The 16,952-nt window shown below is 70.7% G+C and carries 14 protein-coding genes; 3 read left to right on the top strand and 11 right to left on the bottom strand.

Annotated features, from left to right (window positions below; all coding sequences use genetic code 11):
* Nucleotides 1-18: 18 nt before the first annotated feature.
* A complete protein-coding gene (gene purE, locus ACZOOI_RS18270; protein ID WP_465276874.1) occupies nt 19-522 on the bottom strand; it encodes a 5-(carboxyamino)imidazole ribonucleotide mutase in 504 nt (167 codons plus the stop codon).
* The gene (locus ACZOOI_RS18265; RefSeq protein WP_465276873.1) at nt 519-1,658 is read right to left on the bottom strand and encodes a 5-(carboxyamino)imidazole ribonucleotide synthase; all 1,140 of its coding nucleotides are present in this window, start codon (nt 1,656-1,658) and stop codon (nt 519-521) included. The genes purE and ACZOOI_RS18265 overlap by 4 nt, the downstream gene beginning before the upstream one ends.
* A 229-nt stretch (nt 1,659-1,887) precedes the next feature.
* On the opposite strand from ACZOOI_RS18265, the gene ACZOOI_RS18260 reads away from it, so the two are divergent.
* Nucleotides 1,888-2,385 (top strand): GtrA family protein, encoded by a 498-nt coding sequence (locus ACZOOI_RS18260; RefSeq protein WP_465276872.1) that lies wholly within the window; start codon nt 1,888-1,890, stop codon nt 2,383-2,385.
* A complete protein-coding gene (locus ACZOOI_RS18255) occupies nt 2,382-2,993 on the top strand; it encodes a GtrA family protein (RefSeq protein WP_465276871.1) in 612 nt (203 codons plus the stop codon). The genes ACZOOI_RS18260 and ACZOOI_RS18255 overlap by 4 nt, the downstream gene beginning before the upstream one ends.
* A gap of 51 nt (nt 2,994-3,044) precedes the next feature.
* Here the strand turns inward: ACZOOI_RS18255 and ACZOOI_RS18250 are convergent, their stop codons facing one another.
* The 9 genes from ACZOOI_RS18250 to ACZOOI_RS18210 all read right to left on the bottom strand — a co-directional run bounded on the left by ACZOOI_RS18250 (nt 3,045) and on the right by ACZOOI_RS18210 (nt 14,606).
* The gene (locus ACZOOI_RS18250; protein WP_391586814.1) at nt 3,045-4,310 is read right to left on the bottom strand and encodes an ATP-binding protein; all 1,266 of its coding nucleotides are present in this window, start codon (nt 4,308-4,310) and stop codon (nt 3,045-3,047) included.
* Nucleotides 4,311-4,378: 68 nt separating this feature from the next.
* Nucleotides 4,379-5,050, bottom strand: a complete 672-nt coding sequence (locus tag ACZOOI_RS18245) for a response regulator transcription factor (protein WP_020556678.1) — start codon at nt 5,048-5,050, stop codon at nt 4,379-4,381.
* A gap of 178 nt (nt 5,051-5,228) precedes the next feature.
* A complete protein-coding gene (locus ACZOOI_RS18240) occupies nt 5,229-6,068 on the bottom strand; it encodes a hypothetical protein (RefSeq protein WP_465276870.1) in 840 nt (279 codons plus the stop codon).
* Nucleotides 6,069-6,318: 250 nt separating this feature from the next.
* Complete coding sequence (locus ACZOOI_RS18235) at nt 6,319-7,635, bottom strand: hypothetical protein (RefSeq protein WP_465276869.1); 1,317 nt, start codon at nt 7,633-7,635, stop codon at nt 6,319-6,321.
* 47 nt (nt 7,636-7,682) lie between these two features.
* On the bottom strand, nt 7,683-8,459 hold the full coding sequence (locus tag ACZOOI_RS18230) for a hypothetical protein (protein ID WP_465276868.1): 777 nt from the start codon (nt 8,457-8,459) through the stop codon (nt 7,683-7,685).
* The gene (locus ACZOOI_RS18225; protein ID WP_465276867.1) at nt 8,456-9,667 is read right to left on the bottom strand and encodes a hypothetical protein; all 1,212 of its coding nucleotides are present in this window, start codon (nt 9,665-9,667) and stop codon (nt 8,456-8,458) included. Before ACZOOI_RS18225 ends, ACZOOI_RS18230 begins: the two co-directional genes overlap by 4 nt.
* Nucleotides 9,664-11,481 carry a COG1470 family protein gene (locus ACZOOI_RS18220; RefSeq protein WP_465276866.1) on the bottom strand — a complete coding sequence of 606 codons (1,818 nt, stop codon included), beginning with the start codon at nt 11,479-11,481 and terminating at the stop codon, nt 9,664-9,666. The genes ACZOOI_RS18225 and ACZOOI_RS18220 overlap by 4 nt, the downstream gene beginning before the upstream one ends.
* Nucleotides 11,482-11,832: 351 nt before the next feature.
* Nucleotides 11,833-13,434 (bottom strand): hypothetical protein, encoded by a 1,602-nt coding sequence (locus tag ACZOOI_RS18215; RefSeq protein WP_465276865.1) that lies wholly within the window; start codon nt 13,432-13,434, stop codon nt 11,833-11,835.
* A 341-nt stretch (nt 13,435-13,775) separates the two neighbouring features.
* Nucleotides 13,776-14,606 (bottom strand): hypothetical protein, encoded by an 831-nt coding sequence (locus tag ACZOOI_RS18210; protein WP_465276864.1) that lies wholly within the window; start codon nt 14,604-14,606, stop codon nt 13,776-13,778.
* Between the two features lie 933 nt (nt 14,607-15,539).
* Between ACZOOI_RS18210 and ACZOOI_RS18205 the strand changes: the two genes are divergently transcribed.
* Nucleotides 15,540-16,817 (top strand): WxL domain-containing protein, encoded by a 1,278-nt coding sequence (locus ACZOOI_RS18205; protein ID WP_465276863.1) that lies wholly within the window; start codon nt 15,540-15,542, stop codon nt 16,815-16,817.
* Nucleotides 16,818-16,952: the final 135 nt, after the last annotated feature.

The raw sequence follows: 16,952 nt of genomic DNA, 5'->3' as shown, positions 1-16,952 counted from the left end.
CACCTGCGGAAGGAATCCCTAGGACCCGATCCGCTCGCGCAGCTTGCGCCCCTTCTCGGTCGCCTGCGCCTTCAGCTCGGCCTGGAAGCCGGTCATCCGCTCCAGCAGCGCCGGATCGTGCGCCGCCAGCATCCGCACCGCGAGCAGCCCGGCGTTGCGCGCTCCGCCGATCGAGACGGTGGCCACCGGCACCCCGGCCGGCATCTGCACGATCGACAACAGCGAGTCCATGCCGTCCAGGTACTTCAGCGGCACCGGTACGCCGATCACCGGCAGCGGGGTGACCGACGCGAGCATCCCGGGCAGGTGCGCGGCGCCGCCCGCGCCCGCGATGATCGCCTTGAGACCGCGTTCGGCCGCGGTCGTGCCGTACTCGATCATCTCCTGCGGCATCCGGTGCGCGGAGACCACGTCGGCCTCGTACCGGATCCCGAATTCGTCCATGACCTGCGCGGCGAGTTCCATCACCGGCCAGTCCGAGTCGGACCCCATGACGATGCCGACCACGGGCTGCGTGCTCATTCGGTGATGTCCCCTCGGAGGTAGTCGGCGGCGTGCCGGGCGCGCTCGCGCACCTCGTCCAGGTCGTCGCCGCACACGGTGACGTGGCCGACCTTGCGACCGACCTTCACGTCCTTGCCGTACATGTGCACCTTGACCCCGGGATCGCGGGCCATCACGTGCAGGTACGGACGGTACATGTCCGGGTAGTCGCCGCCGAGCACGTTGACCATCACGGTCCACGGCGCCCGGGCGCGCGGGTCGCCCAGCGGCAGGTCGAGCACCGCGCGCAGGTGGTTCTCGAACTGCGAGGTGACCGCGCCGTCGATGCTCCAGTGCCCGCTGTTGTGCGGGCGCATGGCCAGCTCGTTGACCAGGATCCGGCCGTCGGCGGTCTCGAACAGTTCGACCGCGAGGTGTCCGGTGACCCCCAGCTCGCCCGCGATCGACAGCGCGATCCGCTGGGCCCGGACCGCGAGCTCCTCGGCCAGGTTCGGCGCGGGCGCGATCACCTCGCGGCACACGCCGTCCACCTGGATCGACTCGACCACGGGGTAGGCCACCGCCTGCCCGTGCGGCGAGCGCACCACGCATGCGGCCAGCTCGCGGGTGAAGTCGACCTTCTCCTCGGCGAGCACCGGCACGCCGGCGGCGAACGGCACCGCGGCCTCCTGCTCGCCGCGCACGATCCACACGCCCTTGCCGTCGTAGCCGCCGCGCGTGGTCTTGAGCACGACCGGCCAGCCGCCCACCTCGGCCGCGAACGCCGCCACGTCCGCCGGATCGGCCACGATCCGGTTGCGCGGGCACGGGACGCCGATCTCGGCCAGTCTGGCCCGCATCACACCCTTGTCCTGGGCGTGCACGAGGGCCTGCGGGCCGGGCCGGACGGTGACACCGTCGGCTTCGAGGGCCTCCAGGAGCGCGGTGGGGACCTGTTCGTGGTCGAACGTGACCACGTCGCAGCCCTGCGCAAAGCGGCGCAGGTCGGCGAGATCGTCCTCACTGCCGAGCACGACGTCGCCCACGACCTGGGCCGCGGATTCGGACGGGGATGCGGCGAGTACGCGAAAGCGGGCGCCGAGCGGGATTGCGGCCTGGTGCGTCATGCGGGCGAGCTGGCCGCCGCCGACCATGCCGACGACTGGGAACGTCACGGGGGAAGGGTACCGACCCGACACGCGCGGCCGTGGCAGTGGGCATCGCGGGCGCGCTTGCGGCGGACCGAGGTCACCGCAACGACATGTGCCACACGTGCCGGGAGATGTTCCGGTAAAGAGTCTGCAACAGGAGGGAGACCGTGCGCCGATGCCGAGCGACCGCGGCGGCTACCCTCGTCAGGTGAGTCGTCATGCCCGTAGCCCCCTTGGTGCCGAAGGAGCGTCCGTGCCCTCGCCTGTCGGCACCCCCGCCGAGCCGACCGTCGGAGCGCCGCCCGGCCGGGTGGCACGCATCCGTTCCGAGGTCACCCAGTTCCTGGTCGCGGGCGGACTCGCCTACGCGGTGGACGTCCTCGTCTTCAACCTCGGCCTCTCGCTCGGCTTGGGCGGGGTCGCGGCGAAGATCGTCTCCTCGATCCCGGCGACCATCGTGGCTTACGTCGGTAACCGATACTGGACCTATCGGCATCGGGACCGCACCGGCGTCGGCCGCGAGTACACGCTCTTCTTCGTGTTCAGCGCGATCGCCGCGGGCATCCAGGCGTCGAGCGTGTTCGTCTCGCACACCCTGATGGGTTATGAGAGCAAGCTCGCCGACAACATCTCGGCGAACATCGTCGGTATGGCTCTCGGCACGCTGTTCCGCTTCTGGGCATTCCGTACCTGGGTGTTCAAGCACAAACGACCCGGTGTCGCGCCGGTCGTCGAAGGTGGCATGTCGTGAAGGCGCTCCGGAATTGGTACGACCGAGTCGGGCACCTGCTGCGCGAGACGCTGAAGTTCGGCGCCGTCGGCGGGTTCGGCGTGATCGTCAACGTGATCGTGTTCAACATCTGCCGTGACCACCTGGGCCTGGCCTCGGTGCGCTCGTCGGTGATCTCGACCGCGCTCGCGATCATGGTGAACTACCTCGGCAACCGTTACTGGGCCTTCCGGCACCGCTCGTCCGAGGACAGTCGGCGCGAGTTCGTGCTGTTCATGGCGTTCAGCGGGGTCGGCATGGCGATCGAGGCGGGCACCGTGGCCATCTCGCACTACTGGCTCGGCTACCCGTCACTGCTCGCGGACAACGTCGCGAAGTACGCCGTCGGCCTGCCGCTGGGCACGCTGTTCCGCTTCTGGTCCTACCGCACGTGGGTATTCACCGGAACCCACCACCTCGACCGCAAGCCGGTGCAGGTCGTGGCGCCGCCGGCCGCCGAGACCATCGAAGCCGGCAGGAACGCCGAGGCCACGAAGGCCGACGGGCGGCCGACCGGCTCCGGCCGGGCCCACCTGGACAGCGAGGCCGCCCGCCTGGTCGAGGACGAAAGCGAAACGTCCCGAGCCTGAGCCCGCCTCGGGACCGGTCCGTCCGAGCCCCGGCCCTGCTCCCACCGCCGCTTACCCGGGCGGATCCTCCGGATGCGCCGCCAGGAACACCGCGAACACCGGCGGGCGCTGCTGGAGCAGTTCCAGTCGGCCGCCGTCCGCCTCGGCCAGGTCGCGGGCGACCGCGAGCCCCAGGCCGGTCGAGTTGTGGCCGCTGACCGCCCGCTCGAACACCCGCGCACCCAGCTCGTCCGGCACTCCGGTGCCCTCGTCCTCGACCTCGACCACCACCGATGTGCCGGTCGTACGGGTACGGATGTTCACCCCGCCGGCACCGTGCATGAGGGTGTTCTCCACCAGCGTCGCCAGCACCTGGGACAGCGCCCCGGGAGTGGCCACCGCGGTCAACCCGCGCTCCCCCTCGACCCGGATGCTGCGTCCGGCCTCGCGGAAGTTGGGTCGCCACTCGTCGATCTGCTGCTGGATCACGTCGTCCACCCGGACGGTGACCGCCGACATGTTGCGCGGGTCGCGCCCGCCGCTGCCGCGCCGACTGCTGGTCAGCAGCCGCTGCACCACGTCGGTGAGCCGCTCGACCTGGGACAACGCGATCGCGGCCTCCTCCTTGACGATCTCCGGGTCCTCGGTCGCGATGATCTCTTCCAGCCGCATGGACAGCGCGGTGAGCGGCGTGCGCAGCTGGTGCGAGGCGTCCGCGGCGAGCCGGCGCTCGGCGGTGAGCATCCGCGCGATCCGCTCGGCGCTGCGGTCCAGCACCTCGGCGACGCGGTCCAGCTCGGGCACGCCGTACCGGCGGTGTCGGGGCCGGGGGTCACCGGAGCCGAGCCGTTCGGCGGTCTCGGCCAGGTCGGTCAACGGGCGGGCGAGCCGGCGGGCCTGCCACACCGCGAGGGCGGCGGCCGCGGCGACGGCGAGCAGCGCCACGCACAGGATCAGCAGGAGGGATTCGCGGATCTTGCCGGTGACCCGCTCGCGCGGTTCGCCGACGGTGACCGAGTCGCCCATCTCGCCGTGCATGTCCTTCTCGAAGACCCGGCCGCTCGGCTTGTCGCCGATCACCAGCGGGGGCTCCCCGGGCAGCCGCACGATCGCGTAGCGATGCGGCTCGATCTGTCTGTGCAGCAGTTCGGCGTCCGAGCGTTCGCCGGAGGCCAGGCGCAGCTCGACGACCTCCAGGATGCGCGCGGCCTCGGCCTTGAGGCTGTCGCCCGCGCTGTTCTCGATCGCGTGGGTCTCCACGAATGCCAGGGGCACGCCGAGTACGGCCACGACGACCAGGACCACGCCGAGCGTGGTGTTGATGAGCCTACGACGCAAGGTTGGTCCCGTCAGCTTTCCGAGGTCGGCTCCGAGATCGACTCCGGCGAAGTCGGCCCGGCCCGAGGTCAGCTCTTCTCGAAGCGGAAGCCGACGCCGCGCACGGTGGTGATGTAACGGGGGTTGCCCGCATCGTCACCGAGCTTCTTGCGCAGCCACGAGATGTGCATGTCCAGCGTCTTGGTGGAACTCCACCACGTGGTGTCCCACACCTCGCGCATCAGCTGGTCGCGGGTGACCACCCGGCCGGCGTCGCGCACCAGCACCCGGAGCAGGTCGAACTCCTTGGCGGTGAGCTGGAGCTCCTCCTCGCCGATCCAGGCGCGGTGCGAGTCGACGTCGATCCGCACGCCGTGCACCCCCTGACCGACGTCGGCCGCGCCGCGCCGGAGCAGCGCCCGCACGCGCGCGAGCAACTCGGCGAGCCGAAAGGGCTTGGTGACGTAGTCGTCGGCACCGGCGTCGAGGCCGACCACCGTGTCCACTTCGTCGGCGCGCGCGGTCAGGACCAGCACCGGGAAGCCGTGCCCTTCGGCACGCAGCCGCCGGCATACCTCCAGACCGTCCATCCCGGGCAAGCCGAGGTCGAGCACGAGCAGGTCCACCCCGCTCTGCGCGGCGCATTCGAGAGCGCTTGGGCCGTCCTCGCGCACCTCGACCTCGTAGCCCTCTCGGCGCAACGCACGCGCGAGCGGTTCGGAGATGGATGCGTCGTCCTCGGCGAGCAGTACGCGGGTCATGACCTTGATGTTACTGAGCCGTGGACGCGCAGTTGACGAGCTCCGCCCGACAGACCTACGAGGGCCGGGAATCGACGGGGACTTTTCCCTGATCGAGGGGCCGGGAAGGATCGGGACATTCGGAGCGATCGGGACTCCGCGAGCGGTGGGGACCCGCGGCCGAGGTGTCCACGCGCGGTCACCATTCGTCGTCCTCGTGTCGACGCCACGAGTACAACATCGTGGCCGCGGCCATCACCAGGATCAGTGCGCCGACCACGATCAGCACGATCGTCCCGCCGGAGACGTCTCCGTCGTCCTCGCCGCGGGTCACCGTCCCGATGTCCACCCCGCTCGCCTTGGCCCCTTCCCCGGCAACACCGCTCGGGCTCGCGGCCGGGCTCTCCGCCCGCGGTGACGCGGTCTGTACGGACGTCTCGCCCGGTGCCGGAGGTTGCCCGGCGCCGGGGCCCGTCGGACTGCCCTGCGTACCGTCCGGGGCCTTCCCCGCCACGTCGACCTTGAGGGTCGCCGCGGGCGGCGCAGGGGCAGTCGGGAAGCACGTGGTGATCTGGTCGCCGAAGATCGCGGTGCTCGTGACCATCTTGCCCGGCGCAAGCCGGATGTCGCCCTTGGCATCGAGCGGCACGGTGATCTCACCCTCGTAGGGCGGCACCACGATCTGCGCCGGCGTACCCGGGATGTCGACCCGCATCCTGGGTCCCTGGAGCGTGAGTTCGCCGCTCGCGCCGCCGGACAGGATGAGCTGGATCGACGGGGTCAACGGCGTGCCCGGGAACGGCAGCGGGCTGGTCGCGGGGCTGCCGCCGAGGGTGACCTTGATCTTCACCTTGTCGCCGGGGCGGACCGGATCGGTCGGCGCGTCCAGCGAGATCTGCTGCGGACCGTCCACGGCGGGCTGATCCAGCGGGATGACGCAGTGCACCTGCACGATCAGCGGTTCCGCCGCGCCTGCGGGCGGAGCGAGGGCGAGCGCCGATCCGACCGTGCAGCCCAGGGCGAGGACGGCGCTCGCCATGCGTGGAGCCCAGAGAGCCATCGGGAGTCGCGTTCCTTCTCGTGGGGGCGGAGTTCCTGGGGGAGGGACGAGGTGAGGGGAGTGGGTTGGGGTGGGGTGCCCCGCGCGGGCGTGTTCGCGGCACCTGTATACAGCCGAAGGGTCCCCCGGCCGGGTGAGGACCGGCAAGGGGACCCTTCGCATTCGGATCGACTGGGTTCAGCCATCAAGGCCGCTACGACGCCGAGTTCCGGCGCGCACGGACCGGATGTCAGACCTGGTTGCGCATCCGCCGCCGGTAGGGCACGAACAACATCAGCGCAATCGCGGCGAGCACGGCGGTTCCGGCCGCCATCGCGAACGCGGTCATGCCGCCGCCGGAGGCCCCGGTTTGCGCCAGGTCGCCGGTGGTTCCGCCGGTGGTGGTGCTGCTGCCGCCGTTGCTGTTGGCGCTGCCCGAGGGGGACTGGGTCAGAGTGGGCGGCGGCGGGCTGCCCGCGTCACCCTTGGCCTTGAGGGTGGCCGAGACTGCGGTGGTATCGACCTTGCAGTCGGTGTAGGTCTTGATCTTCTGCGAGCCCAACGATGCTTCGGTGTCGATCCGCAACGCACCCGGGCTGAACGAGAAGTCGCCACCGCCCCAGACAGCGAACTTGCCGGTGAGCGGCCCGTCCACCTTCAACGGGTCGCCGGGCTTGGGGTCGGCTTCCTTTGCCGGCCCGACCACGTCGACGGTGCGCTTGTTGTCGCCCTGCACCACGTCGATCGTCAGCTTCGGCGTGTACTTGATGTGGGCCGACGGAATACCGGAGGGCACGCTGCCCACGATGTCGTCCTTGAACTTCGCGGAAATGTCGAGGCTGTCACCCTTGGTGGCGGTGCTGGGGATCGTCACCGTCACGCCGAACTTCGGGGTGGTGTCCGGAATCTTGATCGGTGAGTCGAAGGTCTTGCACGCGTAGGAGACCTCCACCTCCTTGCCGTTCGGCGGGCCGGGCGGCTCGTTCGTCGGGGGCTTGCTGCTCGGAGGGGCCGTGCCGTCCTTGTCGACCAGGATCTTGCCGAGCTTCGGCGCGCCGTTGACGGTGCACGGCACGTCGACCACGGCCGTGAGCACCAGCTTGGTCGGGGTGATGTCGATGTCGCCCGTGGCGTTCGCCGGCACCTTGATCTTCGCGTTGAAGGTGGGCAGCGTGATCGGCTGGTCCTTCGTGACCTGGACCTTGCCGGGCTCACCGACGATCTTCAGGTCCTGGGTCGAACCCCCCGACGCCTTGGCGTCGAACGTCGCGTTGAAGTCGACCGGCTCGGGCAACGTTTCCGGCCCCTTGACCGGGGTGGCGCCCATCGACACCTTGACCGTGGCCTCACCCCCCGGAGCGGTTTTGGTGGTCGGCATCTCCAACGTGATGTTGAAGTCCTCGGTGAGGTCCGGCGTACCGGGCGGGAACGGGATCTTGCAGGTCATGTTGACCTTGACCGGGTCGGCCGCCTGCGCGGCAGGAGCCAGCACGACCATTCCTGTGCCACCGGCCACCAACATGCCGCCGATCGCGGCTGTGGCGAGTCTTGTCTTGGCCTTGCTCATCAGGTTGTGCTCCCTTCGTCGGGGCGGGACTCACCCCGTCGTGTTGGTCAGCTGAGCGTGAGCGTCAAGGTCGCCGAGTAGCTCTCGGCGGATGTGTTCCGGTCGGGCAGCCGCAGGGTCAGCTCCGCGCCGACGTCGAATTCACCCCCTGTGACGCTCGGTGACGACGATGTCGAGCACAGGGTTGCCGTACGGCTCGACTGCGCCCGGTTTCCGGGCTTCGCCGAACTGGGGTAGGGGCCGCGTCCCGGATGCGGCGTGCAGTACGGATCCCAGACGAGGTTGTGCGCCTCGATCCGGGTTCCGTCCTCCGCCCGGAAGTCGGACATCGCGCCGGTGAGGGTCCACCCGTTGCGCGACCCGCGAAAGTCCTGCACCAGCATCGGGTTCAGCGCACCCTTGGCGGTGCCACTGACCCGATCCACGGTGAGCCTGCTCTGCCCGGTACTCGGGGTACTGACGGCCAGGACGCCCGGGTTGACGTTGCCGTCCACCCGGGCCGGGGAGCCGGGTTGCTCGATCTTCGTGTCCCAGTCGAGCTCTCCCGCACCGGGTGCCGATCCGTCGCCGTCGCTCCCGCCGGACCCGGACGCGTCCGGGCCGGGCGAAGCGTCGTTCGACGGAGCGGAGTTCGTTTCGTCGCCGGCGGCGGTCGGGGCGGGCCGGAAGGTACCCCCGCCGCTCGGGCCCGCCTGGTCGGTGACCTTGGTGTGCGACGGGCCGAACTCGCCGTCGCCCGGCCCGTAATGGAACACGAGCACGGTGCCGACGACCGCCGTCGTCGCGATCAGGGCGCCGAGTCCCCTGCCGGGTCGCGTGGTCATCGCTCGGGCCCCCCGGATTCGGCGGCACGGGGATGGTCGTCCTCGCCGGGCTCGGAACCCGCGTACAGCGGGCCGCCGATCACCATCGTCTCGACCATCGAGCGGACCGGGCGCTTGCTCAGGTCCACCGGTGCGGCCGAGGGCTCGGACGGCCGTCTGTTCGCGGTCCTGGGTGCCGACCCACCGTCATCGGCCTCGTCCTCGGCGGACCTTCGGTTCTTGTCGTCCCTGGTCAGCCGGGACGGCGCCGCCGCCAGGCCGACTTCGCGCTCGCGCTCGCTGGTACGGCGGGCCCGCTGCTCGCCGATCAGTTCGACGACCCGCAGGAACAGCCGCCAGGCCGCCACCGGGACCACGATCACCAGGAGGGCGCCGAAGATGTAGACGCCCCACGGGCGGCCGACCTCCAGGGCCTGTTCGTCCACGACCTGGTTGTCGTAGGTCACCCGCCAACTGAAGGTGCCGTGCTGACGGGGGTTCAGTTCCACCGGGAGCGAGATGGTGGTGCGCTTGCCCGGCGGGATGGTGACGTGCGACTCGTAGTTCTCCCAGGTCGGGGCGTAGACGCCTTCGTAGAAACCGATCCGGAAGGTCGGGTTGACGATGGGCGACTGGCCCATGTTGCCCACTTCGATCCGGAACCGGCGCTGCACGGGCGAGCCGAACCAGGTGAAGATCGAGTCCTTGCCGACCATGGCGCTGTCGATGAACACCAGCCGGCCGGGGGTCTTGACCGTCACCGGCAGCGGGGCGTAGGGCGCGCCGTCGATCTCCAGCGGCACGCTCGCGTCCTTCGGCGGGCCGTTCATGATCACCGCGATCCGGACCACGCACGGACACGGAGACGGTGGGATGGCGGCGGTCAGGGTGATCGAGACATTGCCGCCGGTGTCCACGGTCCCGCTCGCGGCACTGGCCGCGGCGCAGTTGACCGTGCCGCGCAGGCCGTTCTCCCCGCAGATGCTTGCCTGGACGAGGGATCCGGGAGTCCAGTCACCGCCGACGACCGAGACCTTGTCCCCGGCCGCGACCTTGCCCGGGTCGATCGACGCGCTCGGTCCCGCGGCCGGCGCCGGGTCCGCCGCACGCGCGGGCGCCGTGCCGCCGAGGGCGACCAGCCCCAGCAACAGCACGGCGATCAGCGCGAGGGCGGCACCGCGGACGCGGCCGACCCGAACTGCGTGACGAACCCGGTTGACCACGATCAACGGCCGACCCCCGCGGAATCGGCGGAGTCCTCGGCGGCCGGCGCATCGGCGCGCGGACGGGCCGGGGGCTGCTTGCCCTTCGGGCGCTTGGCGGCCTTCTTCGCGGGAGCGGCGGGGGCGGCGTCGGCGGCGGCCGGCACGGCGGGCTCGGCTTCGGCAGCGGCCGGGGCAGCGGGCTCGGCCTCGCCGGCGGCCGGCACGGCGGAATCGCCTTCGACGGCGGCCGGCTGCTCGGCGGCCGGTGCGGCGGATTCGGCGGCGTGCTCCGTCGGTTCGGCCTCCACAGCCGCCGGCGTGGTGTCCTCGACGGCGGATGTGTCCACAACGGGCTTGTCCGCCACAGGAGTCGCCTCGGCGTCGATCCGCTTGTCGTCGGCTTCTCCGGCCACGGCCGGCTCGTCCGCGCTCGCCGCGACTTCGACCGGCTTCTCCTCGGACACCTCGGTGTTCTCGGACTTCTCGGTGTTCTCAGGCTTCGCGGGGGTCTCGGACTTCGCGCCTTGCTCGGCCTGTTCGGCCTGCTCCGCCGCGACCGGCTCAGCGTGCTCCGCCGCAGCCTCGGCCGGCATCCCGCCCGCCGTGTCGGGGTCCTCGCCCTCGCCGGAAGTCTCCGCCGGGGCGGCCCCCTTCGCGAGTTCAACCGACACCGGCTCCGCAACCGGCTCCGCAACCGGCGCGTCACCGGCGGCGTTCGCGTGCTCGGCAACGGTCTCACCGGCAGGCGCGGGCGCAACCTGGGCGTGCTCGGCAACGCTCTCGCCGGCAGGCGCGGGCGCAGGCGCGGGCGCGGGCGCGGCCGGGATCGGCGGCAACACGGTCGTGTCGTCGGTCGGGCCCACCGGGTCGCCGGGCTTGGCCGGGTCCCCTCCCTTGCCCTTGCGTCCGTTGCGCCACACGCCCCAACCGATGCCGGCGAGCAGCAGGATGGCGGCCAGGGTGAGCAGGCTGGGCCACGGCACGGCCGTGTACGAAGCGCTCGCCTCGTCCTTGAGGTTCTGCTCCGCGACGACGCCGTCGACCTTGACGGTGACGTGGTCCAGTCGCGGCGCGTCCTTCCACTCGACGACCTTCTCGACGGTCGAACCCGGCAGGATCTCGGCGCCCTCGTCGGCCTTGCTCATCAGCTCGCGCCCGAACAGGCCCTCGGCCCTGAGCCGGAACTTGGGTCGCAGGATCACGTTGCCCCGGTTGATGATCCGGTAGGTGATCGTCGCCTTGCTCGATCCGAAGAATTCGCCGAAGCCCGCGTCCCGCTTGACCTCGACCTTTTGGACGTCCATCGCCGGCAGCGCGTCACCCTGCACCCGCAGGTACACCCGGGCGCCGATCTGCCGCTGGATGTTGACCTTGATCTGGCCCTGCTGCTGGGTGCCCTCGATCGCGGTGTTGAGCGCGACGATGGCGCCGGGGTGGTCACCGGGCGTCGCGTTCGGCGGGATGACGATGTTGAACGGGACCTGACGCTTCTCCCCCGGCTGCAGGGTCAGCGTCTGGTTCTCCGGCGCCACCTGGATCCAGGTCCCGACGTCCTTCTGCTTGTCGGTGAGCGTGCGCAGCGCGAAACCGCCGTCGCGCGGCGTGTTGTACGCGTCCGCGCCGAACAGCTTCATGGTGAGCGGCGCCGGGCTCGTGTTGTGCAGGGTCACCACGTCGGGGACGGTGGTGCCGGCGGCGCCTTCGAGGAAGAAGTAGCGACGGGCGTTCTGGCTCGTGCCGTCCGGCACGTACGGGTCGACCGACCATTCGCCGTTGCCCGCGGCCGACGCAGGGGTCGGTGCGACCAGCGTCAGGGACGCGAACAGCGTGGCCAGCACTGCGAACAGGGTGGCCAGGGATCGGTTACGTCCGCCTTGCCGGCGGCTCGGGGGGGCCGGGGTGCCCGTCATCGGTGTCTCCAGCTGGTCTGTGTGCCGCGGATCGAAAGGGCCGGCTTCGGGAGCGGATCCGAAGGGCCCGCGCTGTGTGCCTGGGCGCTGCGCGGATCGCACGTGTGCGGTGTGGGCGGGACGGGCCGGCTGCCCGCCCCACCCTCCGCTCTGCGTCGATCCGCAGCGGCCCGCTCCGGCGGACCGTGCGCCACGGATGGTTTTCCGTGGCGCCCGAGCCCCCGGTGTCGAGGCCGTTCGAGGTCCCCGCGCCGAAGGGATCCGGCGCGGGGAATTCGGTCAGGAGATGGAGAGCGTGAGCGTCGCGCTGTAGTTGCCGGGTGCCTGGTAGGCCGGGACCGCCAGGGACAGACCCGCGTCGGCCTTGAACGTGCCACCGGTGACATCCGCGTTGGGCGCGGAGGCCAAGGTGGCGCCGGTCTTGCCGATCGGGCCCGCGCTACCGGCCACCGCCTGGCTCGGCGAGCCCTCGCCGGGCGTGAGCTTCGGAGTCCAGGAGAACTTCTCCGCCGGGATGGTGCCGCCCGCGCCGTTGGTGAAGTCGGTCACCGCGCCGGTCAGCGTCCAACCGGTGGAGCCACCGCGGTAGTCCTTGACCGTCACCGTGTTCAGCGCGCCGGTCATGTTCTGTTCGGTGCCGTTCAGGGTCACGTCGGAAAGCTTGATCCCGGCGTTCTCCTGAGTGATCGTCAGGGCGCCGCCGGCGATCGTGCCGGTGACGTCCTGCTTGAGCGAGCCGGTCGGGGGGTTGACCCCGTCGACCGTGAACGGCGCACCGGCGGACAGCGTGCCGGTGGTGTCCTCGGATGCCGCGATCAGCGTGGTGTCCGCCTTGTTGACCTTGACCTTGGCGGTGAACTTGCCGTCGGCACCGGCCTTGGCCATCACCAGGCCGGGAACGTCCGGCTGCTGGGCGGCGTTGGTCGGGACCACGTACACGGAGGCGTCCGGCGTGTAGCCCTCGCCGTTCACCGTGACCTCGGTGCCGACCGGCCCGTGGGTCGGGTTCAGGGTGAGCTTGCGCGGGTTGCTCGGCACATCGGCCTTGACCGCCACGTTCGACGTCTTGGACTTGTCGCCGACGGTGACCTTGAGCTGGTACGAGCCGTCCGCGACGGTCGCGCCGATCGTCGCGGTGCCGGCGAGCGCACCATCGGTGACCGTGAGCGCCCCGGTGACCTTGGTCGCGTCGCAGGCGTTGCCGCTCGCGTCGCACAGTTCGACCGTGGGCGTTCCGGCCGGCCAGTTCGTCCCGGCGACGGTGAGGGCACCGCCGGGCTTGACCTGTCCGGGCGTGGTGGTCAGGGTCGGTTCCTGCGGCGTGCTGTCGGCGACCTTGTAGGACGCGATGACGCCGTTGCCGCCGGTGACTTCACATGTGGCCGTGGTCGTGGGGGCCGGCAGACCGGGCACGTTGACGTCCAGTGCGAACGTCTTGAGCGTGAGATCGATCTGCGTTCCGGGCGCGGCCTGCGGGATGGCCAGGTCGGCCGTGAACTCCGGCGGGTTGATGCCGGTGTTGGGGCCGATGTCCGCCGTGAACTCCGGCGCGACCACGGTCACTTCGCCACCGGTGCTCAGGGTGAAGGTGTACTTTCCGACGAATCCGATGCCGGGGAAATTGTCGTCGGGACGCAGCGGGTTCTCCCCCGCGTCGATCTTGATCTTCACCGTGCCGGGCGCACTGCCGGTGTCCGGCGTCAGGGTGGCGTCGAACGTCTGCTTACCGGTCTTGTTCCAGTTCAGAATCGGCTCGGTGCACACCAGGTCGGGGTTGACCGACCCGGCATATGCCGACGGCGCTCCCGCAACCAGTCCCGCGGTACCCGCGACCATCGCGACGCCGAACGACGCGACGACCTTCTTGCTGGGTTTGAACATTGTGGTGCTGCTCCCTTCAGGGGTTACCACCGGCCGCCGGGAGCGGGGTGGTCGAACACCACACCGGAGCGGGTGCCGAGGAGCGTCGCACTACCGTGGGCCCGGCGCTCCGGTGCCGTACCTGGGGCGGTCGCCTCGCTCGAGTTCCGTTGCACGCGAGCGAGGCGGCCGACTCACTGTCCGTGGATCCCTTGCGGGACACGGATCATGTGCTGAGAATTGAAACCTGTTACAGATTCTGGCGTGCCATTCACGCGCGATCGCGCCGCATAGTCAATAGCCGTCGGTAAGCGCCGCGGTCGGCCTCCCGAGCCGGAAGGCCGACCGTCCGCAGACCTGGGTCAGGCGTTTCGCGAGGACCGCACCCGACGGGTCGCGAGCAGCACCCCGCCGACGCCGAGCAGCCCGACGGTCCCACCGAGCAGGCCCATCGAGAGCGCGTCGTCCAGCGGACCGGTCTTGGGCAGCGTGCCCGAGCCGGTGGTCGAGCCCGCCGTCGTGTCCGAGGTGGTACCGCCCGTGGAGCCCGAGGTCGAGCCCGACGTGGAACCCGAGGTCGAGCCCGAGGTCGAGCCCGAGGTCGAGCCGCCGCTCGTCGAGGCAGCCGGGGTGGTGACCGAGTAGGCCACCGCCGTCGAGGTCATGGTGCAGGGCACCGTGAACTCCAGCGGCGGTTCGATGACCTCGATCTTCAGCTGGAACTTCTTGGGGCTCAGCTCGACCTTGCCCTTGGCATTGCTCGGCAACTGCACGTTGGCGTTGAACTTCGGGACGTCGATCCCGGCCTTCGCCTCCACCGTCATGGTGGTGGTCGCGCCCACCGCCGTCAGCGTCGCGGTCCCACCGTCGGACTTCGCGTCGAAGACGACCGTGGGAGTGATCTTGATGGGGGCCTTGAGCGGGGACGACGCGGGGCTGGGGCCCGGGTCGATGGCGAGTTGGATCGACTTGCCGGGCGTCGAGTCGGCCGGGCCGGTGATCGTGAACGGCTGCGCGCCGGAAACCGACGTCTTGTTGTCCATCGCCTGGATGACCAGGGCGTCGGTGAACTCGCACTTCACCTGCGTGGTGACCGGCGCGGCGGCGGCCTGCGGCGCGAACGCCAGCATGCCGCCCGCCATGACGGCGAACGCCGCCAAGCCGCCCGCGGTTCGCTTATAGGGCCTGACCATACGGTGGTTCTCCCTTCGGGGGGATCTCTTGCTCGTCGAGAAGTCCTGATCGAAACGGCCGGAGCGGCGCGCGCTCAGCAGGGCCGTTCCGGCGTGTCGGCCTGCACCGACCCGGCACGCGCCCCGACGCATCGGGTACACGCGGTCGCCACACCCGACTTCCCCCTTTCGAGGCGCGGACCGGGCGGGAAACCGGACCACGCAAGCACCGGTGGGACACGCCTCGCGTTCCCTGGAGGGGGCTTCCCTTGGCGCATCCGGGAGACATCGAGACTGTTCCAGTACTTGATGTCACGTCAGATCTTCGGGTGACGGTACGACAAGTGGCATGAGCGGACAACAGCGAAAAGCAGAAAATACGCATCCGCCGGACACGGTTCCATATCGCGCGGACCAGCGAAATCACTCTGTCGACAAGGCGGTTGCCAGGTCCCCACAAACTCGACACGTGTCGCGGGCAAGTGCCGCACGAAAAGCCTGCAAACAGTGAAACTCCGGGCGAACCCCAGGAGCCCCGGCGGATACTCCGCGCGGCTGGTCCTGGGGGCGGAACACCGGGGCCGACGAGCCCGGAAGCACCACGGCGGCCCCCCGCCCGGCCGCCGATGCACCGCCGCCCGTCACGGGCGAACCGAAACCCGGGCCCGCCCTCGCGGCGACGCACGACGGGTCCGTCGGAACGGCCGGGGATGCGGGCCCGGGCACACCCGATCACCACGACCGTGACGCTCGGCCGCGTCGACGACGACGCTCCGTACCGGTGCTTCCCGAACCCGTCACAGCCGGCTCGGACCTCTTGACACCACGTCAGGCGAGCGGAATCAATGGGCATTTGGCCCATTTATGGAACACGTTTCAGGCCACCCCGGAGCCGAAAGCGCCGGGGCCGGCCGAAGCCGAGGAACGAAGAACAGGGAAGGGAGCGTCCCACGCATGGTTCCACCCCGCAGGAGGCTGTTCGCGATGCTGGGGGCAGGCGTGCTCGCCGCCGGCGCGGCAGGTCTCACGGCGGTCGCCCCCGGGGCCCAGGCGGCGCCCGTGGAGCACGAGGTGAGTTGCCGACCGCCGCTCGCAGGCGGTCCCGACTTCACCTGGAAGCCCAGGATCGAGCTGTCCGTGTCGGCCCCCAAGCAGGGCACGTACAAGGTCGGCGAGGAGGTGACCGTCACCTGGCATTGGGCCACGCCACCACGCAACCCGTGGACCTGGACCGACGTATTCGCCGACGCCGAGACGCCGAACGCCACGGTCAAGCTCTCCAACGCGCAGGTCGGCGACATCGAGCTCACCGGTCCCGCGAAGCATCCGAGGGTCGGCGGCTCCCAACCGCTCCCGGTCGCGGACATGACCGGCCGGTTCACCATCGCCGCCGAGGGCCGGATCGACCTCGCGCCGGGCGCGTACGTACTCAAACAGACCCTCTTCCGGGACTCGCCCTGCACCCCGGTCCACCCGGACCGGCTGCCGGTGTCGGCGAGCCTCCAGGTCGGCACGACCCAGACCCCGGGCCAGAGCGCGGGCCAGAGCGCGGGCGGCAGCTCGGCCGGTGGTGGCTCGGCGGGCACCGGCAGTACTCCCGGCACGTCCACCACCCCACCTCCCGGCGGCGCCACGACCGATCCGACCGCCGGCTCGGTGGGCGCCGTCGGCGACCCCACACTCGGCGGTGCCGGCGCCACCCCGGGGCCGTCCACCGGGGCCGGCTCGCCCCCGCCGAGCGCCCCGCCCATTCCACCGCCGCCGCCCACCGGTCAGGTGCCGCAGACTCCCGTGGACACCGTGGCCGGACCGTTGTTCATGCGCCAGGACTCGGCCGGCGTGACCATGCCGCAGTTCCAACCCAGCGACGGCACCCAGCAGTTGGAGGGCCGGCTGAACCCGGTGTCCATCCTGGATCGGCGCGGCAGCACGCTCGGCTGGACGCTGACCGCGCAGGCCAGTGACTTCGTCGGCCAGGGCGGCGAGATCGTCCCCGCCCAGCGGCTCACCTGGATCCCCGCCTGCACGACCGTGGAGGGCCCGCCCGCCACCGTCGGCACCGGTGTGCCCGGCACGGTCGGCGGCAGCGCCGAGGTGCTGTGTCGGCAGAACCCGAGCACCGGCGCGGTCACCGGCGGGGCGTTCGAGGCGAACGCCCTGTTGAACCTGTCGCTCCCCGGCGGCTCGCGCTCCGACACCTACACCGGGAATCTGACGCTCAGTCTGAGCTGAGTCACCGTCGGAGACCGGGACGCCCTCCTCGCATCGTGCGAGGAGGGCGTCCTCTCGTTTCCACACCCGAATCCCTTGACTTTGTGATCGCCGTGAAGCGGAATGATCACGCACGATTTCTGCAACACGTTCCAC

The sequence above is a fragment of the Embleya sp. L77 genome, from assembly GCF_055557415.1.
Note: the sequence above shows the minus strand (reverse complement) of the source record. Positions and strands in the feature narration are given on the sequence as shown.